This window comes from Paenibacillus radicibacter (assembly GCF_024721995.1).
Taxonomy (GTDB): Bacteria; Bacillota; Bacilli; order Paenibacillales; family NBRC-103111; genus Paenibacillus_AM; species Paenibacillus_AM radicibacter.
The window spans coordinates 190,537-215,979 of the sequence record NZ_JANQBC010000013.1 but is presented as its reverse complement, the minus strand read 5'-3'; the positions used below and the strand labels follow the sequence as shown (position 1 = coordinate 215,979).

At 43.3% G+C, this 25,443-nt stretch carries 23 protein-coding genes, 18 tRNA genes and 1 rRNA gene; 37 read left to right on the top strand and 5 right to left on the bottom strand.

Features of this window, described 5'->3' with window-relative positions; all coding sequences use genetic code 11:
- The 18 genes from NV379_RS22215 to NV379_RS22130 all read left to right on the top strand — a co-directional run.
- Window positions 1–187, top strand: a 23S ribosomal RNA gene (locus NV379_RS22215); the annotation flags it as partial.
- 67 nt (window positions 188–254) lie between these two features.
- Window positions 255–330 (top strand) — tRNA-Asn (locus NV379_RS22210).
- Window positions 331–333: 3 nt separating this feature from the next.
- A tRNA-Ser gene (locus tag NV379_RS22205) sits at window positions 334–425 on the top strand.
- A gap of 24 nt (window positions 426–449) precedes the next feature.
- Window positions 450–524, top strand: a tRNA-Glu gene (locus NV379_RS22200).
- A 10-nt stretch (window positions 525–534) separates the two neighbouring features.
- Window positions 535–610: transfer RNA gene (locus NV379_RS22195), tRNA-Val, on the top strand.
- Between the two features lie 12 nt (window positions 611–622).
- Window positions 623–699 (top strand) — tRNA-Met (locus NV379_RS22190).
- 8 nt (window positions 700–707) lie between these two features.
- Window positions 708–784 (top strand) — tRNA-Asp (locus tag NV379_RS22185).
- A 49-nt stretch (window positions 785–833) separates the two neighbouring features.
- Window positions 834–909 (top strand) — tRNA-Phe (locus NV379_RS22180).
- Between the two features lie 17 nt (window positions 910–926).
- Window positions 927–1,002, top strand: a tRNA-Thr gene (locus NV379_RS22175).
- A 15-nt stretch (window positions 1,003–1,017) separates the two neighbouring features.
- Window positions 1,018–1,102 (top strand) — tRNA-Tyr (locus NV379_RS22170).
- Between the two features lie 7 nt (window positions 1,103–1,109).
- A tRNA-Trp gene (locus NV379_RS22165) sits at window positions 1,110–1,183 on the top strand.
- Between the two features lie 21 nt (window positions 1,184–1,204).
- Window positions 1,205–1,280 (top strand) — tRNA-His (locus tag NV379_RS22160).
- A gap of 16 nt (window positions 1,281–1,296) precedes the next feature.
- Window positions 1,297–1,368 (top strand) — tRNA-Gln (locus NV379_RS22155).
- Window positions 1,369–1,377: 9 nt separating this feature from the next.
- Window positions 1,378–1,452: transfer RNA gene (locus NV379_RS22150), tRNA-Gly, on the top strand.
- Window positions 1,453–1,470: 18 nt separating this feature from the next.
- A tRNA-Cys gene (locus NV379_RS22145) sits at window positions 1,471–1,544 on the top strand.
- Window positions 1,545–1,561: 17 nt separating this feature from the next.
- Window positions 1,562–1,650, top strand: a tRNA-Leu gene (locus NV379_RS22140).
- 20 nt (window positions 1,651–1,670) lie between these two features.
- Window positions 1,671–1,747 (top strand) — tRNA-Arg (locus tag NV379_RS22135).
- Between the two features lie 13 nt (window positions 1,748–1,760).
- Window positions 1,761–1,840: transfer RNA gene (locus NV379_RS22130), tRNA-Leu, on the top strand.
- Window positions 1,841–1,917: 77 nt separating this feature from the next.
- On the opposite strand, the gene NV379_RS22125 is transcribed toward NV379_RS22130, so the two are convergent.
- Together NV379_RS22125 and NV379_RS22120 are read right to left on the bottom strand one after the other, a co-directional pair.
- Window positions 1,918–4,068 carry a YhgE/Pip domain-containing protein gene (locus NV379_RS22125; protein ID WP_258209519.1) on the bottom strand — a complete coding sequence of 717 codons (2,151 nt, stop codon included), beginning with the start codon at window positions 4,066–4,068 and terminating at the stop codon, window positions 1,918–1,920.
- 44 nt (window positions 4,069–4,112) lie between these two features.
- Window positions 4,113–4,565 carry a DUF441 domain-containing protein gene (locus NV379_RS22120; protein WP_258209518.1) on the bottom strand — a complete coding sequence of 151 codons (453 nt, stop codon included), beginning with the start codon at window positions 4,563–4,565 and terminating at the stop codon, window positions 4,113–4,115.
- Between the two features lie 438 nt (window positions 4,566–5,003).
- Here NV379_RS22120 and NV379_RS22115 point away from each other — a divergent pair.
- Window positions 5,004–5,083, top strand: a tRNA-Leu gene (locus NV379_RS22115).
- Window positions 5,084–5,167: 84 nt separating this feature from the next.
- Here NV379_RS22115 and NV379_RS22110 read toward each other — a convergent pair.
- On the bottom strand, window positions 5,168–5,962 hold the full coding sequence (locus NV379_RS22110; RefSeq protein ID WP_258209517.1) for an alpha/beta fold hydrolase: 795 nt from the start codon (window positions 5,960–5,962) through the stop codon (window positions 5,168–5,170).
- Between the two features lie 184 nt (window positions 5,963–6,146).
- On the opposite strand from NV379_RS22110, the gene NV379_RS22105 reads away from it, so the two are divergent.
- On the top strand, window positions 6,147–7,523 hold the full coding sequence (locus NV379_RS22105) for an MATE family efflux transporter (protein WP_258209516.1): 1,377 nt from the start codon (window positions 6,147–6,149) through the stop codon (window positions 7,521–7,523).
- A gap of 76 nt (window positions 7,524–7,599) precedes the next feature.
- Here the strand turns inward: NV379_RS22105 and NV379_RS22100 are convergent, their stop codons facing one another.
- The gene (locus NV379_RS22100; protein ID WP_258209515.1) at window positions 7,600–8,364 is read right to left on the bottom strand and encodes a sulfite exporter TauE/SafE family protein; all 765 of its coding nucleotides are present in this window, start codon (window positions 8,362–8,364) and stop codon (window positions 7,600–7,602) included.
- 287 nt (window positions 8,365–8,651) lie between these two features.
- On the opposite strand from NV379_RS22100, the gene NV379_RS22095 reads away from it, so the two are divergent.
- The 15 genes from NV379_RS22095 to NV379_RS22025 all read left to right on the top strand — a co-directional run bounded on the left by NV379_RS22095 (window position 8,652) and on the right by NV379_RS22025 (window position 23,423).
- Window positions 8,652–11,096, top strand: coding sequence for a heavy metal translocating P-type ATPase (locus tag NV379_RS22095; RefSeq protein ID WP_258209514.1), 2,445 nt, complete (start codon window positions 8,652–8,654; stop codon window positions 11,094–11,096).
- A gap of 18 nt (window positions 11,097–11,114) precedes the next feature.
- Window positions 11,115–11,435, top strand: coding sequence for a thioredoxin (gene trxA / locus NV379_RS22090; protein WP_258209513.1), 321 nt, complete (start codon window positions 11,115–11,117; stop codon window positions 11,433–11,435).
- A complete protein-coding gene (locus NV379_RS22085; RefSeq protein ID WP_258209512.1) occupies window positions 11,435–11,785 on the top strand; it encodes a metal-sensitive transcriptional regulator in 351 nt (116 codons plus the stop codon). The genes trxA and NV379_RS22085 overlap by 1 nt, the downstream gene beginning before the upstream one ends.
- Before the next feature lie 90 nt (window positions 11,786–11,875).
- A complete protein-coding gene (locus NV379_RS22080) occupies window positions 11,876–12,076 on the top strand; it encodes a copper ion binding protein (protein ID WP_258209511.1) in 201 nt (66 codons plus the stop codon).
- On the top strand, window positions 12,076–12,696 hold the full coding sequence (locus NV379_RS22075; RefSeq protein ID WP_258209510.1) for an NAD(P)/FAD-dependent oxidoreductase: 621 nt from the start codon (window positions 12,076–12,078) through the stop codon (window positions 12,694–12,696). Before NV379_RS22080 ends, NV379_RS22075 begins: the two co-directional genes overlap by 1 nt.
- Window positions 12,697–12,920: 224 nt before the next feature.
- The gene (locus NV379_RS22070) at window positions 12,921–13,883 is read left to right on the top strand and encodes an alpha/beta hydrolase (RefSeq protein WP_258209509.1); all 963 of its coding nucleotides are present in this window, start codon (window positions 12,921–12,923) and stop codon (window positions 13,881–13,883) included.
- Between the two features lie 102 nt (window positions 13,884–13,985).
- Window positions 13,986–14,990: a GTP 3',8-cyclase MoaA gene (moaA, locus tag NV379_RS22065; RefSeq protein ID WP_258209508.1), complete on the top strand. Its 1,005-nt coding sequence runs from the start codon at window positions 13,986–13,988 to the stop codon at window positions 14,988–14,990.
- A gap of 119 nt (window positions 14,991–15,109) precedes the next feature.
- On the top strand, window positions 15,110–15,775 hold the full coding sequence (liaF, locus tag NV379_RS22060) for a cell wall-active antibiotics response protein LiaF (RefSeq protein ID WP_258209507.1): 666 nt from the start codon (window positions 15,110–15,112) through the stop codon (window positions 15,773–15,775).
- Between the two features lie 19 nt (window positions 15,776–15,794).
- The gene (locus NV379_RS22055) at window positions 15,795–16,892 is read left to right on the top strand and encodes a sensor histidine kinase (protein ID WP_258209506.1); all 1,098 of its coding nucleotides are present in this window, start codon (window positions 15,795–15,797) and stop codon (window positions 16,890–16,892) included.
- Window positions 16,855–17,508, top strand: a complete 654-nt coding sequence (locus NV379_RS22050) for a response regulator (protein ID WP_258209505.1) — start codon at window positions 16,855–16,857, stop codon at window positions 17,506–17,508. Before NV379_RS22055 ends, NV379_RS22050 begins: the two co-directional genes overlap by 38 nt.
- Before the next feature lie 104 nt (window positions 17,509–17,612).
- Window positions 17,613–19,100 carry a glucose-6-phosphate dehydrogenase gene (gene zwf / locus NV379_RS22045; RefSeq protein ID WP_258209504.1) on the top strand — a complete coding sequence of 496 codons (1,488 nt, stop codon included), beginning with the start codon at window positions 17,613–17,615 and terminating at the stop codon, window positions 19,098–19,100.
- Between the two features lie 48 nt (window positions 19,101–19,148).
- Complete coding sequence (locus NV379_RS22040; RefSeq protein WP_258209503.1) at window positions 19,149–19,754, top strand: cyclase family protein; 606 nt, start codon at window positions 19,149–19,151, stop codon at window positions 19,752–19,754.
- Between the two features lie 18 nt (window positions 19,755–19,772).
- On the top strand, window positions 19,773–21,359 hold the full coding sequence (locus NV379_RS22035; protein ID WP_258209502.1) for a peptide chain release factor 3: 1,587 nt from the start codon (window positions 19,773–19,775) through the stop codon (window positions 21,357–21,359).
- 214 nt (window positions 21,360–21,573) lie between these two features.
- Window positions 21,574–22,644, top strand: coding sequence for a glycosyltransferase family 4 protein (locus tag NV379_RS22030; protein ID WP_258209501.1), 1,071 nt, complete (start codon window positions 21,574–21,576; stop codon window positions 22,642–22,644).
- A gap of 5 nt (window positions 22,645–22,649) precedes the next feature.
- Window positions 22,650–23,423, top strand: coding sequence for a YheC/YheD family protein (locus tag NV379_RS22025; protein ID WP_258209500.1), 774 nt, complete (start codon window positions 22,650–22,652; stop codon window positions 23,421–23,423).
- Between the two features lie 95 nt (window positions 23,424–23,518).
- On the opposite strand, the gene sspI is transcribed toward NV379_RS22025, so the two are convergent.
- Window positions 23,519–23,740, bottom strand: a complete 222-nt coding sequence (gene sspI, locus NV379_RS22020; RefSeq protein WP_258209499.1) for a small acid-soluble spore protein SspI — start codon at window positions 23,738–23,740, stop codon at window positions 23,519–23,521.
- A 143-nt stretch (window positions 23,741–23,883) separates the two neighbouring features.
- Between sspI and NV379_RS22015 the strand changes: the two genes are divergently transcribed.
- Together NV379_RS22015 and NV379_RS22010 are read left to right on the top strand one after the other, a co-directional pair.
- Complete coding sequence (locus NV379_RS22015) at window positions 23,884–24,573, top strand: potassium channel family protein (protein ID WP_258209498.1); 690 nt, start codon at window positions 23,884–23,886, stop codon at window positions 24,571–24,573.
- A 5-nt stretch (window positions 24,574–24,578) separates the two neighbouring features.
- Window positions 24,579–25,373: a TrmH family RNA methyltransferase gene (locus NV379_RS22010; RefSeq protein ID WP_373426147.1), complete on the top strand. Its 795-nt coding sequence runs from the start codon at window positions 24,579–24,581 to the stop codon at window positions 25,371–25,373.
- Window positions 25,374–25,443: the final 70 nt, after the last annotated feature.

Genomic DNA, 25,443 nt, shown 5'->3' with positions numbered 1-25,443 from the left:
AGGAGCACCGCTGGGTAGCTATGTACGGAGGGGATAAGCGCTGAAAGCATCTAAGCGCGAAGCCCCCCTCAAGATGAGATTTCCCAATTAGTAAGACCCCTTGTAGACGACGAGGTTGATAGGTTGGAGGTGGAAGCGCGGTAACGTGTGGAGCTGACCAATACTAATAGGTCGAGGGCTTATCTAAATACCATGATTTACCTTCGTTTAGCATCTAGTTTTCAGGGAATAAACCCTGTATAATAGTTAAGTATTCCCTGATAGCTCAGTTGGTAGAGCACACGACTGTTAATCGTGTTGTCACAGGTTCGAGCCCTGTTCGGGGAGCCATATGGAGAGGTGTCCGAGCTGGCCGAAGGAGCACGATTGGAAATCGTGTAGGCGTCACAAGCGTCTCGAGGGTTCGAATCCCTCTCTCTCCGCCACTATACTTTTCACAAATTAAGCACGGCCCGTTGGTCAAGGGGTTAAGACACCTCCCTTTCACGGAGGTAACAGGGGTTCGAATCCCCTACGGGTCACCATAGTTTATACGGAGGCTTAGCTCAGCTGGGAGAGCATCTGCCTTACAAGCAGAGGGTCAGCGGTTCGATCCCGTTAGCCTCCACCATATAAACATTATCGCGGGATGGAGCAGCTCGGTAGCTCGTCGGGCTCATAACCCGAAGGTCGCAGGTTCAAATCCTGCTCCCGCAACCAAATTATACGGAGCTGTGGTGTAGAGGCCTAACATGCCTGCCTGTCACGCAGGAGACCGCGAGTTCGAATCTCGTCAGCTCCGCCATTTACTCTTCTACTTGCATCGTGTATGCTAGTATAGAGCCAGGTAAGATGGCTCGGTAGCTCAGTCGGTAGAGCAGAGGACTGAAAATCCTCGTGTCGGCGGTTCGATTCCGTCCCGAGCCACCACTGTTAACTAATAATATGCCGTTGTAGCTCAACTGGTAGAGCAACTGACTTGTAATCAGTAGGTTGGGGGTTCAAGTCCTCTCGACGGCACCATAAGTTTTTTCTTCCGGAGGCTTAGTGAAGTGGCTAAACACGGCAGACTGTAAATCTGCTCTCTTCGAGTTCGGTGGTTCGAATCCATCAGCCTCCACCAATATTATAGGGGCATAGTTTAAAGGTAGAACAAAGGTCTCCAAAACCTTTGGTGTGGGTTCAATTCCTGCTGCCCCTGCCAATTATAACTTCAAATTTCGTGGCGGTCGTGGCGAAGTGGTTAACGCATCGGTTTGTGGATCCGACATTCGGGGGTTCAATTCCCCTCGTCCGCCCCATTTTTACTCCAAGTAATGGGGATTAGCCAAGCGGTAAGGCAACGGACTTTGACTCCGTCATGCATAGGTTCAAATCCTATATCCCCAGTTTATATATGCGGAAGTGGCTCAGCGGTAGAGCATCGCCTTGCCAAGGCGAGGGTCGCGGGTTCGATTCCCGTCTTCCGCTCCATTTATACAATAAAGATTAGGCGCCATAGCCAAGTGGTAAGGCAGAGCTCTGCAAAAGCTCTACCCCCAGTTCGAGTCTGGGTGGCGCCTCCATCATCTTTATCACCCTTGCCGGGGTGGCGGAACTGGCAGACGCACAGGACTTAAAATCCTGCGGTAGGTGACTACCGTACCGGTTCGATTCCGGTCCTCGGCACCATTTACAACTAAAGATTTTTTGCGCCCTTAGCTCAGCTGGATAGAGCGTTTGACTACGAATCAAAAGGTCAGGAGTTCGAATCTCTTAGGGCGCGCCATTTATAATGGCAAGCCGGTGTGGCGGAATTGGCAGACGCGCGCGACTCAAAATCGTGAGGGAAACCGTGGGGGTTCGAGTCCCTTCACCGGCATCACACAAACAAGCCTTGATGATCATGGAAACATGGACATCAAGGCTTGTTTTTTTGTGTTTACTCGGAATCGAATATTAATGCATAAGATCGCTACTCTTAAGCTTTTTGGCGAATTTGGAAGTGAGTTTATTGATGGATTTCTTCAGGACAACGCCGAGAACAATCATGATTCCTGCGTAGATGAGCAGGACGGTGATATTCTTTGTTACGAGATCTGGGACTATGCCTCCCGCCGCTTCCCGCATAATGTTAATTGCATGTGTAAATGGCAGGAAAGGGTATATGGCCTGAAAGAATGGCGGTGTGACTTGTATCGGGAACGTTCCACCTGATCCTGAGATTTGTAAGACCAGCAGGATAACTGCAATAGCTTTGCCGACATCTCCGAATATTGACACTAACGTATAGATGATCAACATAAATATGGCGCTGTTGAGTATCCCAAATAGAATAAAAGGCATGGGGTGTACCACATATGTACCCAGCATGAATATATCGCCAACTGTTACGACAAGCGCCTGCATCATAGCAATAGAGGCGAATGTCAGATAGCGACCGAAGAAGACTTGGTAGCTTGCATAATTAGTCCCAGGTTGGTGAACATCGACGGAAAGAAGTGACACTAACAATAAGGCGCCAACCCATAACGATAATGTAGTGAAAAAAGGTGACATTGCAGAACCATAGTTCGGCATCAGGAATATTCGATTCTCTTTGAGCGTGACAGGCTCTGCGAAGAAATCACTTTGCTTCTTAATGTCGTGCTTAAGCAGTTCGATTACATCTCGAATGTCAGCATTGGCATCGAAATCACGAATTTTGTTCGCTAGTTCATGGACTTTAGCTTCAATAGCAGGTATATCCTGCTTGATCTGATTGAGCACATCGGTTCCTAAGTTAATGCCTTTGGCTGCGTCAGTGAGCAAGCTGGACACGTCTGGCAAGTCTTTCTGGGCTTGTGTAAGGATACTGTTGGCATCTTTAGCAACGGCTTGTGACTTTTCGATTGCATCTTGAATGGCAGGCATAATCGTTGAGTCATAACTGTCGATGATTGAACTTAAACTGTTCTTGATTTCTTTGGATAATGCATTCGTATTTTTGATTAGGTTTTCAGTAGGTTCTTTTCCATTTTTGATGAGATCCATGATCTTCTGAATGTTATTTTGTTGTTCATTGAATTTGTCCTGAACATTACTAAGCTTATTGATGACGCCTGCAAGTTTATTGTTTGCGCCAATTTTTTGTAGACGATCAAGTAAGTTGTTAAGTCCATCTATTGCTTTACCGGCATGACTTAATCGATCGATTAAGGCATTGCCAACAGGAATAGCTTTGGATGGGTCTAGCCCGCTATTCATTAGCAGGGATGTAATATTTTCAAGGGAAGCTGCGATTTCTTGCAGCATCATTAGATCTTTTTTGATAGCGGGACCGGCTGTCGTCAGTGCATCATCTGCTTTACTAAAAAAGTTCATGAGATCAGCGGACATCTCTTGTCCATTCTTAGCCAGTCGATCGATGGTTGGTAAGTTCTTATCGATATCATTTACGATATTCTGTGCTTTGCCAGCATCGGTTAAAGCAATATTGATAATATCCTTGATATGCGGGAATTCTCCTTCAAGATTAAATACAATCTGTTTTACTTTTTCGATACTTGGCAAGTTTTGCTGAATGTCTGCGCCCAACTGATTGAAAATTGTAAAGATCGCGCTTGTTGCAGTCTTTACGAAGTTGTGGCTGATCTGCTCGGTGATACCGGAAGCGCCTTTTGCAGTAATTTTTGGAGCAACAGGATTTATTTTTTCGTTCACACTGTAGAGTATTTCTGGTTTGACAGGATCATTCGTGAGGATGGTTGCTATTTTCTCAGAAAAATCAGAAGGGATGTCGATTGTCGCATAATACTTGCCACGCTCGACACCTGCTTGTGCTTCTGCTTTGTCTACGAATCTCCAACCAAGGAGGTTATTTTCTTTGAGGGAATCGATAATCTCATCGCCAACATTTACGGCTTTTCCTTGTACAGTTGCACCTTTATCTTCATTAACGACTCCAATTAGAAGACCCGCTGTGCTACCGTAGGGGTCCCATGAAGCCCAAATATTGAACCAAGCATAGAGTGGAGCAAGGAAAATAAGTCCGGTAATGATGACAGCAACTACCCAGTTGTTTGCAATTCCTTTAACGTCTCGACCGAAGATTTGAAAAATGGATCTCATATGTAAGCACCTTTTTAGAATTATGACTTACATGTAGTATGAGTTTATTGCTTACCAATTATTAAGGAGAGTATACCTGCTGCAATCAGCGGACCGACAGGTACGCCGCGAAAAAGGGCTACGCCAAGCACTGTCCCAATAAGAAGTCCAGCAACAATGGTCGGTTGATTACCCATTAGCATAGCACCGCGTCCACCTAAATAAGCGACAAGGATACCAACTAAGATAGCAAGGATGGATTTCCAATGGAAAAAGGACTGATAGATCGTTTGGAAAGAGATCTTCCCACTCGCTATTGGAGTCATTACACCGATCGTTAGGATGATGATACCGACAGTGACACCGTATTTTTCGAGAAAAGGGAAGGCACGATGTAAGTTAGTCACACGTAAGAGTAATAATACGAGCATGGAGATAGTCACAGTGGTATTGTTGCTAAAGATGCCAAGTCCAACAAATGCTAATAATATTAATGCAGGCATGTCTATAGTTGTCATGTATGATAACGCTCCTTAATAAATGAAGTTCTGTATTCTCATTATGTACCATTATTAGGAAGTTTCAATCATTGATGGGTTCAAAGACCAAATGTTAATGCTAATAGATGAATAGGAGATTCGCAAGTAAATTTCGCCTAATTAACGACATTTGTTTGAAAAAGGTTAAAATGAAGCGAATGTTCACTGTTTAGAGGGTGACAGGGGAGTTAAATCTATTTTATGATGAGAGAATAGAAAAGGGTTAGAAAGAGGTGTAAATCGAATGACGACAGTATATGTAGTATCGTTTCTTTGTGTAGTTGTCGTGGCATGGATGACGTTCTATGTAACGAAGAAAGCATACTCCAAAAAATGGGATCAAGAAGAATAGAAACTTAATGGCATAAAAGACTTGCATTTTGTTTCAGGACGGGTTATAATCATTTATGTTGTTAAGCCGGTGTGGCGGAATTGGCAGACGCGCGCGACTCAAAATCGTGAGGGAAACCGTGGGGGTTCGAGTCCCTTCACCGGCATAATTGAAAAAGGTGTGTAAGATCTCAGCTTTGAGAACTTACACACCTTTTTTGTTTGTGTGCCTATGAAAATCAATTGGCAGATTAAATATGCGCCTTCCCTAAGAAATCAGATAGCAGATTGTTAAATGCATCGGGTTTCTCAACGGGAGTGAGATGGGCGGTCTCAGCAATGAGACGATACTTGGCATTGGGGATGGAGCTGGCAAGCTGTTTAATAAGCGCAGGTGGAATAATTTTATCATGCTCTCCACCAATTACGATCGTTGGAACCTTAATGGAAGCCAGCATGCTCGTACTGTCTGGGCGAAATGCCATGGCAAGTTGAGCATGGACGAGACCGATTGGAGTTTGCTCTTGCATCCAACTACCAACTTGATCGACTAACTGCGGCTGATCGTGAACGGTCGTATCAGATAACAGCTTGCTTAACATGGCTTGCCTTGCGCTACTTGCACCGTGTTCAAGTAAGTGTTGTGAAGCTTCCAGCCGATTGCGTTGTCCTTCTAATGTATCAGAATCAGCCCTTGTATTGACGAGTACGATAGCAGATATGCGCGAAGGCGCTTTGCGGAGCAAGGCGAATAACACGTAACCACCCATGGAGAAACCAGCAACCGTGACTCGGTTGATGCCCAGTTCATCTAAAAGGGCAATAATATCATCTGCATATTGATCTATATTGATGTTGGTCGAACATCCTTCTGACTGGCCCATGCCACGTAAATCGGGTGCAATTACGCGATGTGTATGTCTGAAAAATTCGATCTGTGCTTCCCACATCCGATGATCAAGGGGATAGCCGTGAAGCAGAAGTAAGGCAGGGCCTTGACCTTTATCGGTAACATCAAGTGTTAACCTGTTAATTCTTACTTGCATGGTTTTCACTCCATTCGTTTGTTATTGTGAACAAAGGTATGATCATAGGCTCATACTTAATCTTATTCGCTAAATGTGCAGATTTTCCTATGACTGGATGTTTTTTATGTACCCTACCAAAAGAGTTGTATGATACAATAGCTAAATTATGCAATCCGCTTAATTTCTATAAAGGAATGAGAAAATGAAACAAACCCATACGTACAGGGATAAGATTCGTCAATTTATATCCATCTTGCTCCCTATTTTGATAACACAAATTTCTTTATTCTTGATGCTATTCTTCGATACTGTTATGTCTGGTCAAGCAAGTCCTAGTGATCTAGCAGGGGTTGCAATTGGCTCAAGTATATGGACGCCCGTGAATACGGGACTTACTGGGATATTGATCGCAATCACGCCGATCGTCGCTCAATTAATTGGAGCGAAGCGTGAGGACAAGGTTGCGCATGTCGTATTCCAGGGGATGTATGTAGGTCTTGTCATTGCCGTTGTCGTCTTGATCTGCGGCTATTTTGCCCTTAATCCAATTCTTGAAGTGATGAAACTTGAGGATGAAGTACATCGAATCGCACACGATTTCCTTGTAGCATTATCCATCGGGATTGTACCACTCTTTATCTATACAGTATTACGCAGCTTTATTGATGCACTTGGTCGTACACGTGTAACGATGGTCATTACTTTGTGTTCTCTTCCGATTAACGTTGTATTAAATTACATGTGGATCTATGGTAAAGGTGGTTTTCCTAAACTAGGTGGTGTAGGTGCAGGTTATGCATCAGCGGTGACACACTGGTTAATCTTGATCATCTTTTTACTAGTCGTAAATCGCAATAAAGCGTTTAAGAAGTTTCAAATCTTCGCTAAATGGTATAAACCGCACTGGCAAACATGGAAAGAGCAGCTGAAGCTGGGCGTTCCAATCGGTTTCTCGATCTTTTTTGAGACGAGTGTATTTGCGGGTGTTACTATTCTTATGAGTCAATTCAATACGAATACGATTGCTGCTCATCAAGCAGCATTGAACTTTGCTTCATTACTTTACATGGTACCATTAAGTATTGCGATGGCGCTTACGATTACGATTGGGTTTGAAGTCGGGGCTTTACGGAAAAAGGATGCCACGCAGTACAGCATTATAGGTATTATATCTGCTGTGATGATGTCGGTATTCTGCGGCGTATTATTATTCTTCTTAAATAATGAGATTGCTGGACTGTACAGTCAGGATAAGACGGTAATTGAGCTAACGAAAGTATTCTTGTACTATGCCCTCTTCTTCCAATTATTTGATGCGATTGCGGCACCGATTCAAGGGGCGCTTCGCGGATACAAAGATGTGAATATCACACTGATTGCAACACTAGTTGCTTACTGGATTGTCGGTCTTCCGCTCGGTTATGTGCTTGCGAACTTTACTTCACTTGAAGCATACGGCTATTGGATCGGATTAATCTCTGGGATTGGAACAGGGGCAATTATCCTATCAGTTCGTTTAATTAAAATGCAGCGAAACAATTCCAATCAGTCCCATCCTACGGTAACGAAATCTGTATAATAAAGAAGTCATCTCGATAAGAGCTAGATTGCTCTTGTAGAGATGACTTTTTATTTTATAAATGGAAGGAAAAATCTTATTGGAACACATCCCACAGTTGCTTGCCAATGAGAAGCGCCGTTACTCCGATAAATAATGGTTTAACGTACGCGGCTCCTTTACGAATCGCGAAACGGGAACCGACAAGTGCGCCTGCAATCATGGCAACCCCTAGAGGGATACCATAATAGTAGTTAACAGATCCAAGCAGTGCGAATGTAATTAAGCTTCCTAAGTTACTACCTAAGTTCAATACTTTCGAGTTGGCTGAAGCACCAATAAAGTCGAATCCGTACCATAAGAAGACGAATAAGAGAAATGATCCTGTTCCCGGACCGAAAAACCCGTCATAGAAGCCAATAACCGAAGCGATGATGATGAGCAGGGCTGCTTTACCCAAAGTAAGTGCTTTATAAGTAGAGGTGGAGCCCCAGTTCTTCTTAAATAAAGTATAGATCGTAACCAGTACAAGAAGTGTGATCACGATTGGTTTGAGAAAGTCAGATGGAATTAAGTGAATAATATATGCACCTGCGACAGAACCGAAGAATGATAACGGGAACAACCAGGCGACAAGTCGAATATTAATCTTACCAGATGATAAGAAAGATGCTGAGCTTGTTAGGGAAGAGAGTGTACCGCCAAGCTTGTTTGTTCCCAGAACCATACTAGGGGATAAACCGGTAAACAAAAGCGCCGGAACGGTGATCAGTCCGCCGCCACCAACGACAGAATCGACGAAAGCAGCTAAAAAACCGATTACGAGTAGGAATATGATCATATCTATACCGGGTATTTCCAAGTTGAAACCTCCTTATAAATCGTACCTGTGTTACGCATAATAGCAATATGATACAGCCCATTAGGGTACGTGGCAATATGACTTTTTATCATCTATAAAAAAAAATCAAAAAAATAAGTGAATATTTAGGTGAAAATAACACTTGCATAGGGGTGGGGGGTATGTTATATTAGTTTCAAGGAAGCTAATCGCCAACGAAACTCACTCAGAAATTGAAAAATAAAAAGTTGAACTTTTTTTTGAAGTAAAATATACCATAGTGGGGTATACTAAAGGAGAGATGATAAATGTCATCAGTAGCTGAAAGCCAAAAGCACACGACCTTGCAAATTACGGGTATGACTTGTGCGGCATGTGCGAATCGAATTGAAAAAGGTTTAAAGAAAATAGAAGGTGTATCTGAAGCGACTGTAAACTTCGCATTAGAGCAAGCTTCCGTTACATTCGATCCAGAGAAAGCAAATCGTGCTGAGATGGAACAAAAAATTAAATCACTCGGTTATGACACAGTTAAGGAAACAGTTGATTTTCAAATCACAGGAATGACTTGCGCGGCTTGTGCGACTCGTATCGAGAAAGGTTTAAATAAGCTTCCAGGGGTTGCGAAGGCGACAGTGAACTTAGCACTTGAAACTGCACATGTGGAGTACATCCCTGGTGATGTATCGATTAATGACATGGTAAAGCAAGTGGATAAACTAGGTTACAAAGCTTCACAAAAACAAGAAGAACAAGACACAAGTGATCGCAAAGCGAAGGAATTGAAAAAACATAAGACGAAGCTAATTATCTCAGCGATTCTATCATTCCCGTTACTATGGGCGATGGTGAGTCACTTCTCTTTCACAGCACAATACATTTGGTTGCCTGAGTTGTTCATGAATCCATGGTTCCAGTTGGCACTTGCAACTCCAGTTCAATTCATAATCGGTCGTCAGTTCTACGTTGGTGCTTACAAAGCATTACGCAACGGCAGTGCGAACATGGACGTACTCGTAGCACTTGGTACATCGGCGGCGTACTTCTACAGCTTGTACTTAACGTTCCAATCAATCGGTCAAACCGGTCACCATATGGTAGAACTTTATTATGAAACAAGTGCGGTCCTTATTACACTAATCTTGCTTGGTAAATTGTTCGAAACACTTGCTAAAGGCAGATCTTCTGAAGCAATTAAGACGTTGATGGGCTTACAAGCAAAGACAGCACTTGTCATTCGTGATGGCCAGGAAGTAAGTATTCCAGTTGAAGAAGTTGTTAAAGGTGACGTAATCGTCGTGAAACCAGGTGAGAAGATCCCTGTCGATGGTGTAGTTGTTGAAGGTGTATCTTCGGTTGATGAGTCCATGCTTACCGGTGAAAGTCTTCCTGTTGAAAAACGTGTTGGAGATAACGCAATCGGCGCAACGATCAATAAGAATGGTATCTTGAAAATCGAAGCAATCAAAGTTGGTAAAGAAACAGCACTCGCACAAATTATTAAAGTCGTTGAAGAAGCACAAGGTTCCAAAGCGCCAATTCAACGTGTAGCAGATAAAATTTCAGGTATTTTCGTTCCAATCGTAGTCGGTATCGCAGTTGTTACGTTCTTGATCTGGTACTTCTTCGTGGACGCAGGCAACTTCGCAAGCAGCTTGGAAAAAGCAATTGCCGTTCTCGTTATCGCTTGCCCTTGTGCTCTTGGTCTTGCAACACCAACCTCGATCATGGCAGGTTCCGGTCGTGCAGCAGAACTAGGTATTCTGTTCAAAGGTGGCGAACACTTAGAAGCGACGCACAAGATCAATGCGATTATTTTAGACAAAACAGGTACAGTTACTAAAGGTAAACCAGAGCTTACTGACGTTATTACAGCTGGTAATCACAATGAAACGGACTTCTTAAGATGGGTTGGAGCTGCTGAGCGCAATTCCGAGCATCCACTTGCTGAAGCAATCGTAACAGGTATTAAGGAAAAAGGTATGGAACTTCCACAAGCAGAAGAGTTTGAAGCGATTCCAGGTTTCGGTATTCGCGCTGTTGTTGAAGGGAAAGAATTATTAGTAGGTACTCGTAAATTGATGGCGAAGCATGATGTTGCCATCGAAGGCATACTTGAGACGATGAATGGTCTTGAGGAAAATGGTAAGACAGCGATGTTAGTTGCAATCGATAAGCAATATGCAGGTTTAGTTGCAGTAGCAGATACGATCAAAGAAACGTCCAAAGAAGCGGTTAAACGCTTGAAAGATCTTGGTATCGAAGTTGTGATGATTACAGGGGATAACTCCCGTACTGCCAAAGCAATCGGTGATCAAGCAGGTATCGATAATGTATTAGGTGAAGTATTGCCTGAAGGTAAAGCACTTGAAGTGAAGAAATTGCAAGCTCAAGGCAAGAAAGTAGCGATGGTTGGTGACGGTATTAACGATGCACCTGCACTTGCTACAGCAGATATCGGTATGGCAATTGGGACAGGTACAGACGTAGCGATGGAAGCAGCAGACGTAACATTAATCCGCGGTGATCTCAACAGTATCCCAGATGCGATCTTCATGAGCCGTAAGACGATGGCTAACATTAAGCAGAACTTGTTCTGGGCACTTGCTTACAACGTAATCGGTATTCCAATTGCGGCACTAGGCTTCTTGGCTCCATGGCTTGCAGGGGCTGCAATGGCACTAAGTTCTGTATCAGTTGTACTCAACGCATTGCGCTTACAACGCGTGAAATTAAAATCAGATAACAATTAATCATTTGGAGGGATTATCATGGTGCACGAAATTACAGATCAGACGTTTAAAGAAACGATTAATCAAGATGGGCTAGTGTTGGTTGAATTTTGGGCACCATGGTGCTCCTTATGTAAGACATTAGCTCCAATCCTTGAAGAGTTAAGTAATGAGAATAGCGATAAGGTCAAGATTGTCACAATTAATGTAGAAACGAATGAACAAGTATCCACAGAATTAAATGTAATGAGCTTACCGGCGATGTTCTTTTATAAAAATGGAAAAGTTGTTGGAACGGTTACAGGTTTCGTACCGAAACAAACGCTTCAGGATGCGATTAATCAACTTCAAGGAGAATGATGAAAATGGAGACTCAAGTTATAGATGTAAATCAAAGTGCGTGTGACACAGATACATCATGCTGCGGGGATGAACGTAAGAGCCATCATTCGGATAAAACAAAGTCTAGTCTTCTTAATCGATTAAACCGTATTGAAGGTCAGATCCGTGGTGTGAAAGGGTTAATAGAGAAGAACACGTATTGTGACGATGTGCTCAATCAAATCTCTTCGATTCAATCCGCATTAAATGGAGTTGGTAAATTACTGCTAGAGCATCATATGAAAGGCTGTGTGATCGACCGTATTCAAGAAGGCGATCATAATGTACTCGATGAACTGTTAACAACAATGAACAAATTAATGAAGTAAATGTATAGGATAAGTTCCCGTTGACTTAAATAGTCTAGGGGGGTATACTATAATTATATTTAATCTTATAAAATAAAGGAGAAATGAACAATGACTAACGTAATTTTACAAGTAGAAGGTATGTCTTGCAACCACTGTGTGAACTCCATTGAAGGCGCACTTAAAGAGATAGATGCTAAAGGTAAAGTAGATTTGTCCGCTGGTACAGTAGCTGTAGAATTCGATGATTCCAAATTGTCCGTAGATGCAATTAAAGAAGCAATCGAAGATCAAGGATATGACATTGTATAATGGCGATGCAAAAATTTGCAGTGACCCCTGGATTTGAAGTCGGCGGGACATTGTTAAGACCCGAGCAATTAGCTGCTATTGGAGCAGTCATTGGTGAAGATGCGAAAGTTGAGATGACGACCTTTAAACAGTTGTATGTAGAAATGAAAGAGGAACGTATAGAAGAAGCGCAGGAAGCTTTGAAAAAAGTTGGACTACAAATTCACCCTGCGGGCTTTTATACGAAAAGCTTAATCTCTTGTAATTTCTGCAGAGGTGCTGAGGACGCTGGACTCGACATTGCAAGAAAGCTGGATGAAGCAATTGCAGGTCATGAGGCTCCAAGTCCACTGAAGGTCGGTTATGCAGGCTGTGCGCTAGGTACGAGCGAACCTCTTCTTAAAGACATTGCGGTTGTCAAAATGAGAGACAAATATGATATCTACGTAGGTGGAGAATCCAAAGGTCTGAAGGCTGCACTGGCGCAGTTATTAACGGCAAATGTTGAAGAAGATCGTCTTATTCCAGTCGTTACGAGCTTAATTAGCGATTTTCAGCAGAATGGTAAGAAGAAAGAGAAGTATTCGAGGTACATTAATCGGATCTCACTAGATCATCTTCGAGCTTCATCAATCATATAGATTGAAGTGAAAAATCCCCCTGCGGCAAATGTCGTAAGGGGGTTTCGTATTCCTCAGAAAATGCACGGGCTTTGAATGTTTCCGGTCGTGGACGACACTCAAGTCACTCGAAGCTTCATTCTATATAACCCAATTGTTAATAGATTGTAGTAGAAATTTCGTGGCAAAGAGATTATAATGCGCTCATAGCCTATATTGAAAACGTTTTTAAGGGAGGTTTTCGTTTGTCAGATGCGCAAAATGTAATTCGTAATGAGGCGCGCTTGCAACAGCAAATTAGACCGAAACGCCGTCGTCGCTGGATTGGAATTAGTGCTGTAATTCTTATCGTGATCCTATTACTTGGGGTATTCGGCATTTCGGGATATGTGGGGTGGAATTTAACCCATCCAGTGAAGGATCCACTAGAAGCCAAACCAGAAGATCTACAGCTTGCCTATACGAATGTAGAGTTTAATAGTGCCTATGATGAAACCCTGCTACGCGGCTGGTTAATTCCAGCAGGAGATACGAAGGATCGGATCGTTATTTTCTCACATGGATTTAGAGGTAACCGCTCTGGAGAGAAGCCTGCACTTCCAACAGCTAAGGCACTTAAGGAGCAAGGTATCGCTTCATTGCTATTTGATTTCCGTAATTCAGGTGAATCAGAGGGAACAGTAACAAGTGTGGGACTTTATGAGAAATCGGATCTACTCGCAGCGATTAATTATGCCAAGAGCTTAGGGTACACGAAGATTGGGTTAGTCGGTTATTCAATGGGAGCAGTCGTATCGCTTAATGCCGCTCCAGAAGCATCAGATGTGCAAGCGGTTATTGCAGACTCTCCGTTTGCAGATTTACGTCCGTATTTAGAAGAGAACTTGCCTGTGTGGAGCAATTTGCCGGCATTCCCGTTTACACCGCTTGTGATTTGGGAGACGACGCTAATGACGGGACTTGACCCAGATAAGGTTCGCCCGATCGAATCGATTACGAAGCTGAAGGATAAGCCAGTGATGCTGATTCATACGACGAATGACGGGAAGATTCCGGCGAGCAATAGTGAACAGTTGATGAAAGCTTCTGGTAGTCCGAATACTTCCCTGTGGCTTGTAGAAGGGGATAAACATGTCGGTGCTTATGATGTTAAACCTGATGAGTATTTAGCGAAAGTGACACAATTCTTTTCCAACAATCTGAAATAAAGCTCCGCTTCCAAACATAAACAGGTGTAGGGGTGGCTTCGCCGCTTCTATCCTGTTTTTTTGTGAATGTGTATGACATAATGATCCAAAGGGGGAAGGCTGATGTCTGGTGGGCTCGTAGATTCTTACAACCGTAAACATGATTATCTACGTATTTCGGTTACAGACCGCTGTAACCTACGTTGTGTATATTGCATGCCCGAAGAAGGTATGGAGTTTGAACCTAATGAGAAATTGCTCTCATTTGAAGAAATAACTGAAGTTGTTCGTATACTGGCAAAGCAAGGACTTCGCAAGTTGCGTCTAACAGGTGGAGAGCCGCTTGTCCGCAAAAATTTGGAACAATTGGTTGAGATGTTAGCGAATATACCAGGGATCGAGGATATTGCGCTTACGACGAACGGGGTTTATTTTGCAGCAAAAGCAGATAAATTTAAGCAAGCAGGGTTAACACGGATAAATATTTCCTTGGACTCCTTACGTGCAGATCGGTTTGCCATGATTACACGCGGTGGAGATATTCATAGAGTCTTACAAGCAATTGAAGCCGCTTACCGTGTAGGTTTATATCCCATTAAAATCAATGTTGTATTAATGAAAGGTATCAATGATGATGAGATTCTAGATTTCCTGAGGCTTACACTAGAACGAGACATCCAAGTTCGATATATTGAATATATGCCAATAGGTCATGATGATGCAGGCTGGAAAACCAAGTATGTTCCACTATCCACTGTTCTTGAAGTATGCAAAGAGCAGGGGTTTGAAGTAGCGGAATCAGCAGCTGTATATGGCAATGGCCCATCTCAAAATTATCAGATACAGGGTGCAAAAGGATCGTTCGGATTGATTCATCCAGTTAGTGATCACTTCTGTCAAACGTGTAATCGCCTTCGACTTACTGCTGATGGCAATATTAAACCATGCTTGTATTGGTCCGATGAATTTAATGTACGCCCATTGATCGGAAATGAAGAGCAACTGCTACAATTGTTCTATCGGGCATTAGGTCAGAAGCCAGAAACGCATGAGATGGCACTTAAATTAACAGATAAAACCCAGTCCCATACACCCACCCTGCGCCGGATGTCGCAAATCGGAGGTTAGGTTAGATAAGGGGAAAAGCGGGCGACCAAGACTAAGGTCGGGGTTCTTGTATAGTCCTAGGGCTATGTTCACCTGCTTAGGGATAATATACAATAGTATGAAATAGGGGAGGTGGCAACATGGAAGAGCAAAAGAAAAATTACCGTAATCGCAACACGGCATTATTTTTAATAGGCACAGGTGTTTTTCTGATCTTTTCGAGGTTGATCGGTACATTCCCCATGATTGCCATATTGATATTTCTATTAGGGTTCTATCAACTCCGAACAATGGGAAATCGCAAGGGACTAACCTGGATTGTAATTGGTTTGTTATTCTTGCTCGTTGAACATATGGCACTTGTCATCTTTATCACACTGGCGTCCTTGGTCTATTTTTACTATCAATCCAAGAAGGTTCAGAAGAAGAACTTTCATCTTCATAAGCAAAACATTCTAGGCGGTCTTCGTCTAGGAGGAGATCCTTATGTACTGCGTGACAGCTCGGTGTGGTTCATGTTCGGTGAAGTGCATATCGATCTGTCGATGGCTTTGATTGAACAGAAAGAGACGACAATCTTGCTGCAAGGCATGATTGGCGATATTGATATTCGAGTACCTGAAGAGCTTGGGTTATCTGTCGAAGCTTTTAGCTTCATGGGTCCAATTGATGTGGAAGAAGAACGAGAGAATGGGCTAATGAATCGCATTCACTATCGCTCTGCGAATTATGACACGAGTGCGAATCAGGTGAAAGTACTTATATCCTATATTGTTGGAGATATTGATGTGAAAATATTAGACTAAAGGTTCTGGAGGATGTTTCATGCAAAGCTATAAGAAAAAGCTAACCAATATGATATGGCGGAGTATGGGGGAGTCCATTGTCTTTAGCTTTATTATTGTGGGGGCATTGTTATATGCGATGAGTTATTTTGGCTTGATCGCAAAAGTGGATGCTTGGTCAAGCGAATTTTTTATCTTAATCATAGTTGGACTTGCTGTACCTATCGTAGCAGGGGGAACTTACGGATTCTGGTCATCGAATCGGATTAGACGTAGATTAGAACCGATCATGGAAACGATGCAGCTACTTGAAAAAGGAACGTTTACACGCGGAACGCTAAATTTAGGTGAAGACGAGATTGGCCGTCTTGGTCAACAATTAGAACGTGTGACGAAGAAATGGGAAGAGCAGGTCAACACCCTTCAGCGTCTTTCCAATCACAATGCACAATTAGCGGAGAAGGCAAGATTCTCGGCAGTTATGGAAGAACGTCAACGATTAGCTCGAGAACTTCATGATGCGGTTTCTCAGCAATTATTCGCAATTTCGATGACGGCAACAGCGGTTGGTAGAATCATGGATCGAGATTTTGAAAAGGCGAAGCGCCAAATTTTCTTGATCGAAGAGATGTCATCGGTTGCACAATCCGAGATGAGAGCGCTATTAATGCATCTTCGTCCTGTGCATTTGGAAGGCAAGCGTCTATCTGTCGCGTTAAATGATCTTCTGCTCGAACTGCGTGCTAAAGTAACCATGGATATTGACTGGGAGGCAGATGAAGATATTATTTTACCTAAGGGTATTGAGGATCATCTGTTCCGTATCGTCCAAGAAGCGTTATCGAACGCACTGCGTCATGCCAAAGCAACCAAGCTTGAACTCAAGCTGTTACAACGTATAGATGGTGTAAGGTTAATGATTCGTGATAATGGGGTTGGATTCGACCTGAATGAATCGAAGAAACAATCCTCATATGGACTTACGACGATGCGTGAGCGGGTAAGCGAAATTGGTGGATCGATCTCCGTTGTCGCAGCGCCTGAACAAGGCACTCGCATTGAGATTCGTGTTCCAATTATATCGGAAGGAGTGGTGGATGATGGAGGACTCAATCATCAAAGTACTGTTAGTGGATGACCATGAGATGGTACGTATTGGACTTGCAGCAGTACTAGGGACTGAAGAAGATATTGAAGTGGTTGGAGAGGCAAGCTCAGGTGAAGAGGGCATCACTATGGCTGAGGAATATGATCCAGATGTCGTACTGATGGATCTAGTGATGGAAGGCGGCATTGATGGCATTGAAGCGACCCGTCGATTAATCGAAATTAATCCGGATCGGAAAGTCATTGTACTTACCAGCTTTTTGGATGATGAGAAAGTGTATCCCGTACTTGAAGCGGGTGCCATCTCGTACTTACTCAAAACTTCGCGTGCTGGGGAAATTACAGGTGCGATCCGCGCAGCGGCGAAGGGTCAATCCATTCTAGAATCTCAAGTTGCCTCTAAGCTGATGAATCGCTTTAGACAACCAAAACAAGTAGTAACTGCACCGCATGAAGATTTAACGGAACGTGAAATGGAAGTGTTGCGTCTGATTGCAGCAGGGAAATCAAATCAAGAAGTGGCGGATGATCTATTTATTGGAATTAAGACAGTTAAATTCCATGTGACGAATGTATTATCCAAATTAGGTGTTGATGATCGTACACAAGCGGCGATTTATGCATTTAAGCAAGGTTTAGTGGAATAGAAAATAGAGAAAAATATCGGAAAAAGACAAGGGGAAGTTGAATACTTTGTCTTATTTCGGTATGCTATTCGTAATAAATTCTATACAGAAAGAATGATGAACTCATGATAGGCGCAGTATTTTTCATTTTTGGAGCAACGGGGGATCTTGCGAAAAGAAAGCTTTTTCCCGCTATTTACAGCATGTATCGCGAAGGCAAGTTGGGAGAGAACTTTGCAGTTGTAGGATTAGCTCGTCGTCCACGTACGAATGAACAATTCCGTAAGGACGTGTGTGAATCCATTAATCAATTTGCGCGCTACTCCATCGAGGAGGACGAGAGTTGTTCTTCTTTCGCAGAACATTTTCAATACATGTCACTCGACATTAATAATGTAGATGGTTTTAAAGCCCTTAAAGGTCTTACAGAAGAGTTGGACGAGAAATTCCAGACGGGCGGAAACCGTCTATTTTACCTTGCGCTCGCACCTGAACTATTCGGTAGCGTAGCGTTTAATTTGCGTGATGGAGGCTTGCTTGAAACAGAAGGCTGGCATCGCCTTGTGATCGAGAAGCCGTTCGGTTACGACCTTCCTTCCGCACAAACGTTAAATACGCAGCTTCGCCAAGTGTTCCAAGAGCAAGATATTTATCGGATCGATCATTACTTGGGTAAAGAGATGGTTCAGAATATCGGGATTGTTCGCTTTGCGAATGCATTCATCGAGCCACTCTGGAATAACCGCCACATCTCCAATATTCAAATTACGATGAGTGAAACGGTTGGTGTAGAAGAGCGCGGTGGTTATTATGATCATGCAGGTGCACTTCGTGATATGGGACAGAACCATATGTTGCAAATGCTTGCAATGATGGCGATGGAGCCACCAAGCCGTTTGTTACCTGAAGATATTCGCGATGAGAAAGTAAAAGTATTGCGCTCTTTGCGTGCATTCAAATCTTCGGATGAAGTGCGAGAGCATGTGATTCGTGGACAATATGCGAATGGTGAGTTTAACGGTACTGCGCTTCCAGCTTATCGTGAAGAAGATTCTGTGAATCCAGAATCGACAACAGAGACTTATTTTGCAGCACGAGTATATGTTGATAACTTCCGCTGGGCAGGAGTACCTTTCTATGTGCGTACAGGTAAACGTCTTCCAGCGAAAACAACGGAAATTGTTGTGGAATTCAAGAACGTTCCAGATAACGTGTATTTGACTGAAAAACATGAGCTTGAGCCCAATTTACTTGTGTTCCGCGTGCATCCAGTTGAAGGTATTCATTTGAAAATGAATGCGAAACAACCTGGTGGTGAAGGTAACGTTATTCCAATTACGATGGATTTTGCACAAAGCAGTCTTGTTGGGATGAATACACCAGAAGCGTATGAACTTCTTCTGAATGATGCGGCACGTGGTGATTCGACGTACTTTACCCGTTGGGATGAAGTGGCACATGCATGGGAGTATGTGGACAAGATCGCGAAAGCATGGTCAGAGACAAAAGAAGATCTTCAATTGTATCCAGCTGGATCATGGGGTCCTGTTGGTGCGACTGAATTACTCGAAAAAGATGGTTTCAAATGGTGGCCGGTACACGGACAAGAATAGAGATTCCGGGAAGGAATGGCGATTCATATGAAAATTTATGATATATCGATGACGATTGAAGAAAGCATGCAAGTGTATAAGAACAAGGAAGAGAAAAAGCCGGAAATTATTAATATGGCTAATTTCTCGAACTCGAAAGTGCATGAAACTCGCATTGCACTAGACGTTCACTGTGGTACACACCTAGATGCAGCTTTGCATATGATTGAAGGCGGAGAGACGATCGAAGCAATTCCACTAGAGCAGCTAATTGGCACAGCACGTGTTGTAGATTTAACACATGTTGAAGAAGCAATTGAACGTGAACATTTGGAGCCCTTTGCACTGCAAGAAGGCGAATGGGTGATTCTAAAGACACGCAACTCCCTATCTGAGGAGTTTGATTTTAACTTTGTGTATTTAGCAGACAGCGGCGCGCAATATGTGATTGAGCGTAAGCTGCAAGGTGTGGGTACAGACGGCTTAGGTATTGAACGTGCACAGCCGGAGTATCCAACTCACCGCTCACTTCTTCGCAACCGCGTACACATCGTAGAAGGACTTCGTTTGAAAGACGTACCAGCCGGCACTTACTTTATGGTGGTAGCACCGCTTAAGCTTACAGGTATTGATGCTGCTCCTGCACGAGCATTTTTAGTTGAGCAGCTCACATAGAAGGGGATTCAATCGACAATGAATGAACAAGAACAGAAAAAATTAAATACGGAAGTGAATAAGCGCAGAACATTCGCGATTATTTCCCACCCCGATGCGGGTAAAACGACACTTACTGAAAAGCTGTTGCTTTTCGGGGGCGCGATTCGCTTGGCAGGTACGGTAAAAGGACGTAAAGCAAGTAAATTCGCAACTTCCGACTGGATGGAAATCGAGAAACAAAGAGGAATCTCAGTAACTTCCTCCGTGATGCAATTTGACTATGAAGGTCACAAGATTAACATTCTGGACACACCAGGTCACCAAGACTTCTCCGAAGATACGTATCGTACACTAACAGCGGCAGATGCTGCTGTCATGTTGATTGACGTAGCGAAGGGTGTCGAGGCACAGACGATTAAGTTGTTCCAAGTGTGTCGTATGCGTAACATTCCGATCTTCACGTTTATTAATAAACTCGACCGTGAAGGCCGTGATCCATTCGAATTGCTCGAAGAGCTTGAGAATGTATTAGGTATTCGTTCGTATCCGATGAACTGGCCGATTGGAATGGGTAAAAGTCTATGTGGGGTGTATGACCGTCAGAAAACCCAGCTAGAGCTGTTCCAAGGTGACGACCATAGAGAAATCGAGGTTCGTCCTGTAAGTGGTTATGAGGACCCTCTTGTGCGTCAAATCGCAGGTGAGTTCTTACATGATCAACTCAGTCAAGAGCTTGAGCTTCTTGATGTTGCTGGTGATCCTTTTGACATGGAAAAAGTGCTTAAAGGTGAGCTTACACCGGTATTCTTCGGTTCGGCTGTTAACAACTTCGGGGTGCAGACGTTCCTTGAGAACTTCTTGCAACTTGCGCCAGCTCCACAGCTGCGTAACTCCTCGGAAGGGCCTGTAGAACCGACCACACCGTCATTCTCAGGTTATGTGTTCAAAATTCAAGCAAACATGAATCCTGCTCACCGCGATCGTCTTGCTTTCTTACGAATCGTATCTGGCAAGTTCGAACGCGGTATGTCAGTACGTCATGTACGTGCCTGTAAAGATATTAAGCTTGCACAGCCGCAGCAGTTCTTGGCACAAGATCGTGATATTGTAGATGAAGCTTATGCAGGCGATATTATCGGTTTGTTTGACCCGGGTATTTTCCGAATTGGAGATTCTTTAGTTCAAGGAGGCAGCTTTGTCTACGATGAACTTCCAACGTTCTCACCTGAATTATTCTGTAAAGTAACGGTTAAGAATGCACTTAAACATAAGCAATACCAGAAGGGGATTGACCAGTTGACAGAAGAAGGTACGATTCAAGTGTTCACCTCTGCAGGTGTATTTGATGAGACGATTCTTGGTGTAGTCGGTCAACTTCAATTCGAGGTATTCGAGCATCGCATGCGCGGCGAGTATGGCGTAGACATTCAATTGCAACGTCTTAACTTCCAATTCGCACGTTGGATTGTAGCGGATCAGATTGATCCAAGTAAATTTAGAATCAACTCTCATCTTGTTAAAGATAAGAATGGTAATTTTGTAGCGTTGTTTGAGAGTGAGTACGCGCTTCGCTCCGCGATTGATCGTAATCCAACCACACAATTTTTACCGAACGCTCCTTAAAAATAATAGGATTATCAAGCATCTCCGAGATTTTCGGGGGTGCTTTTTTTATGGTGCCAAAAGTCTACACTGAGTATTGCCTATGCCAAAGGGGGACGCGTCAACATACTATATCCTATCGGTTCTACGAAATAATTGCGAAGGATGTGTCCCCTTGCATATATGTATAGTCGCTCCTGAGCAGTTGCCCGTTCCTCCAATAGTTGGAGGCTCCGTGGAAATTTGTATTGATGCGATCTCCAAAGAATTTGCCAAGTATCATCGCGTCACTGTCATTGCTCGAAGACATTCCAAACAAGCGAATCATACGACATCTGGAAACCTGACCATTATCCGAGTGCCATCTGGCAAGTCGGGCAAGTATCTGCAAGGTGTGATTGAGCAAATTCGTTTACTCGATTGTGATCTCATTCAAGTAGATAATCGTCCGATTTATGCTGCTGCGATTAAGGCTCATTTTCCGAATAAGCCAGTTAGCTTAATGATGCACTCTCTCACCTTCGTAAGTAAGCGATATATCTCGCATGCACATGCAGCCTCTTGTTTGTCAAACTTGGACATGATTATCGCGAACTCAAGCTCACTCAAGCAAGAACTAAGCAAGCTATTTCCTTCCCAGCAAGCTAAAATTCACAAAGTGTTCTTAGGGGTGGATACGAACCGCTTCCGCTTGCCAAGTGCAAGTGAGCGGCTCGCGGTTCGAAAGAAGTACGGATTGCATCGCACATTCAATGTGTTGTTTGTCGGCAGGTTGGTTCCGAGAAAAGGGATTAACGTCTTGATGAGGGCGATTCATGAATTAAGGCGTAAACACCCGAAAATTCGTCTTCTAATTGCAGGCGGTTCACCGCATAAAGCATATATTAGGAGCTTGAAGCAGTATGCACACAAGTTAAAGTTACCTGTTACTTTCTTAGGCAATATCCCTCACAGCAGGTTACGGAGTATGTATTGGTTAGGAGATTGTTTTGTCTGCCCATCACAAAAGCATGAAGCATTCGGTCTTGTGAATGTGGAAGCGATGGCCTCTGGTGTTCCAGTGATTGCATCGGCAATTGGGGGGATTACGGAGATCGTGCAAGATGGACATAATGGGTTGCTAGTACGTGCGTATAAGGATCATAAAATGTTTGCTAAACGAATCGCTTCGATTGAGGAGAGTCCCGTCCTAGCCCAGAAGCTTAAAGATGAAGCAAGAAGTACGGTTAATCAAAAATTCAGTTGGATACAAACTGCTAACGAAATGGCAACTTTGTATATTACGAAAATTAATGAGATGGGGTGAGTTGGGTGGGGCAATTTGTATATAGCAAATGGAAAAAAACAAAGGTGTTGCTGAAGGACAGTGGTATTAGCAATTATATTCCTCAGACTCTTCCACTAACTGAGGCGTCACTTAAGAATATGCTTGCCCAACACCATATGGTCTATATTAAACCTGTACTAGGCATGCATGGTAGAGGCGTAATGAGGGTTGATTGGGATCCTAAAGCAACTGAAAAAGCCTATAAGTATCAGAATGTATATAAGGTGCTTAAGTTCGATACAGTAAGTGAATTGTATCAATCCATTCGTGCGACAATAAAGGCTAAATCTTATTTGGTACAGAAAGGTATCCATTTACTTGAATTCGGCTCACGCCCATTTGACATTCGAGTCATGGTTCAGCATTTGGATGGAGACAATTGGGAAGCAACAGGTATGATTGGCCGGGTAGCGAGCCCTGGGAAAATTATTACGAATGTACATGGTGGCGGCATGTTAAAGCCAGTTGAGACACTGCTGAATGGACATATGAATACAATGAAACAAAATGCATTTATCGCAAATTTAAAGTACTTGGGGCAGCGTGTAGCGAAATTGTTGCACAAAAAATATACAGGCATCCGAGATATTGGGCTTGATATTGCAGTGGATCATTCCTTAAAACCATGGATAATTGAAGTCAACACAAGTCCTGACCCGTATATTTTCCAAAAATTAAAAGATAAGCGGGTTTACCGCAGGGTCATCAATTTAAAGAGAAAGCATCGTGGAGTAGGGAAAATACGAGGGAAAAAGTAATGAAGGTTCTAAGAGATTATGCCAAAAGTGAAACACCGTAGTGCGCCTTTGAAAGTGAAAAGGACCTACGGTGTTATTTTGTTTAAATATTGTTCCTATTGCTCTGTTTGTTTGAGCGAATGTTGCAGAGCAGTGATCAGCTGGCTTTTGACAGAAGGATCAATATTCTTCCATACATGTTCAAAGATGACCCCAAGTCCAGGCAGTACTTGTTCTTTACCGTCGATGGATTCATCAATGATTTCTTGAAGCTCGGCATCTGATTTATTGCTAATACGTTGGAAAATAGCTTGTCTTAGATCTAACAGTACGCCCACAGCTTAGAACACTCCCCAATCTTATACAAGTTATCTTGACGACTCGCTTTGTTAGTATGCTTCAAAGGAGGGGAAGACATGCTCGGGGGATTATTTTTAAGGGAAAGATGAAATTATGTTATAATAGGGGGATACTAAGACCGATGCAGGAAACTTGGTGGGGGAGGGTTTTCGTGAAAAAACAATATGCTATTATTGGACTTGGTCGATTCGGTTCAAGTGTCGCAAAAAACCTATCAAAAGCGGGATTTGAAGTGCTTGCGATTGATTCCAATGAAACGAAGGTACAGGAAATATCGCCTTATGTCACCCATGCATTGCAAGCCGAAAGTACAGACGAAGATGCGCTTCGTGCAATTGGTATACGTAACTTTGACGTCGTGATTGTTGCAATTGGGGAAGATATTCAGTCGTCGATTCTAACGACTCTGATCTTAAAGGAAATGGGTGTTCAGAGCTTAGTTGTAAAAGCGGCAAATGATCTGCACGGAAATGTACTGCGTAAAATTGGTGCAGACAAAATCGTGTACCCGGAGCGGGATATGGGTCAGCGCGTTGCGCACAGTTTAATTTCTTCTAACATTATCGACTACATAGAGCTGTCGGATAATTATAGTATTATTGAGACGCATCCTGCTGGAGATATGGTAGGAAGGACGATTCGTCAATTGGATGTCCGCGCGAAGTATAAAGTAAACGTTATTGCTCAGAAAAAAGGGGATAAACTTATTATTCCGCCTACAGTAGATGAGCCGCTGAAGGAAGATGATATTCTCGTTGTTCTGGGACATAATGATGAACTACAAAAATTTGAATTGGCATTTACGGAGTGAATTTAGTGCATAGTGAAATTATATCGACTCAAAATCCCCGGGTAAAAGCGTGGGTGCAATTATTAGATCGCAAAGGTCGTCAGAAACAAGGGCAGTTTATGATCGAAGGGACTCACCTGATTGAAGAAGCTTTGAAGGCGAAGGCTCCTGTTCGAACGATTGTGTATGATATGGAGAAGGGTTTGCCGCGTGAACTTCGTGCTTTTAATGAGGCTGATGTGGAGTGGGTAGCGGTAACACCTGCCATCATGGTAAAATGTTCGGATACACAGACGCCGCAAGGTACGTTTGCGATCGTAGATAAAGCAGCTTCTAACGCGACGGAGTTGTTCAAACTTAAAGAAGCGCTTGTTGTGGCGCTGGATGGCGTACAAGACCCTGGTAACTTGGGTACGATTATTCGAAGTGCTGACGCGGTCGGTGCACATGCAGTAGTACTCGGTCGCGGTACAGTTGACCTGTATAATCCGAAGACGATTCGCTCGACGATGGGCTCTCTTTTTCATCTGCCGATCATTGAAGCGGACTTGAAGGAGTTATTAGCAGAGGCGGCTGAGCAAGGCGTGCAGATTATTGGCAGCTCCTTGCAGGCGGAGTCGAGCTATTATGAGCTAGATCTCAAGCGGGCGAGTTGGATTGTGCTAGGGAACGAGGGGCAAGGCATTTCCGCGGAAGTGGAACAATTGGTTACCCAGCAAGCTATCATCCCGATGCATGGACAAGCAGAATCGCTGAATGTCGCGATGGCTGGAACGGTTATGTTGTTCGAGGCGGCGAGGCAGAGGCATATTGGGAAATAATTAAGAAAATCCCCTTCAAGTTGAGTGACTTGGAGGGGATTTTGTTATGCACGACTGGTTATATCGTCGT

What these genes read in the sequence shown, in the direction of transcription:
- NV379_RS22040 (WP_258209503.1), top strand. Translation starts at nt 19,149, where the DNA reads ATGACGATTGAAGAAAGCATGCAAGTGTATAAGAACAAGGAAGAGAAA.
- NV379_RS22110 (WP_258209517.1), bottom strand. Translation starts at nt 5,962, where the DNA reads ATGCAAGTAAGAATTAACAGGTTAACACTTGATGTTACCGATAAAGGT.
- NV379_RS22105 (WP_258209516.1), top strand. Translation starts at nt 6,147, where the DNA reads ATGAAACAAACCCATACGTACAGGGATAAGATTCGTCAATTTATATCC.
- liaF (WP_258209507.1), top strand. Translation starts at nt 15,110, where the DNA reads ATGGAAGAGCAAAAGAAAAATTACCGTAATCGCAACACGGCATTATTT.
- moaA (WP_258209508.1), top strand. Translation starts at nt 13,986, where the DNA reads ATGTCTGGTGGGCTCGTAGATTCTTACAACCGTAAACATGATTATCTA.
- NV379_RS22085 (WP_258209512.1), top strand. Translation starts at nt 11,435, where the DNA reads ATGAAAATGGAGACTCAAGTTATAGATGTAAATCAAAGTGCGTGTGAC.
- NV379_RS22125 (WP_258209519.1), bottom strand. Translation starts at nt 4,068, where the DNA reads ATGAGATCCATTTTTCAAATCTTCGGTCGAGACGTTAAAGGAATTGCA.
- zwf (WP_258209504.1), top strand. Translation starts at nt 17,613, where the DNA reads ATGATAGGCGCAGTATTTTTCATTTTTGGAGCAACGGGGGATCTTGCG.
- NV379_RS22080 (WP_258209511.1), top strand. Translation starts at nt 11,876, where the DNA reads ATGACTAACGTAATTTTACAAGTAGAAGGTATGTCTTGCAACCACTGT.
- NV379_RS22050 (WP_258209505.1), top strand. Translation starts at nt 16,855, where the DNA reads ATGGAGGACTCAATCATCAAAGTACTGTTAGTGGATGACCATGAGATG.
- NV379_RS22035 (WP_258209502.1), top strand. Translation starts at nt 19,773, where the DNA reads ATGAATGAACAAGAACAGAAAAAATTAAATACGGAAGTGAATAAGCGC.
- NV379_RS22015 (WP_258209498.1), top strand. Translation starts at nt 23,884, where the DNA reads ATGCAGGAAACTTGGTGGGGGAGGGTTTTCGTGAAAAAACAATATGCT.
- trxA (WP_258209513.1), top strand. Translation starts at nt 11,115, where the DNA reads ATGGTGCACGAAATTACAGATCAGACGTTTAAAGAAACGATTAATCAA.
- NV379_RS22095 (WP_258209514.1), top strand. Translation starts at nt 8,652, where the DNA reads ATGTCATCAGTAGCTGAAAGCCAAAAGCACACGACCTTGCAAATTACG.
- NV379_RS22120 (WP_258209518.1), bottom strand. Translation starts at nt 4,565, where the DNA reads ATGACAACTATAGACATGCCTGCATTAATATTATTAGCATTTGTTGGA.
- NV379_RS22075 (WP_258209510.1), top strand. Translation starts at nt 12,076, where the DNA reads ATGGCGATGCAAAAATTTGCAGTGACCCCTGGATTTGAAGTCGGCGGG.
- NV379_RS22055 (WP_258209506.1), top strand. Translation starts at nt 15,795, where the DNA reads ATGCAAAGCTATAAGAAAAAGCTAACCAATATGATATGGCGGAGTATG.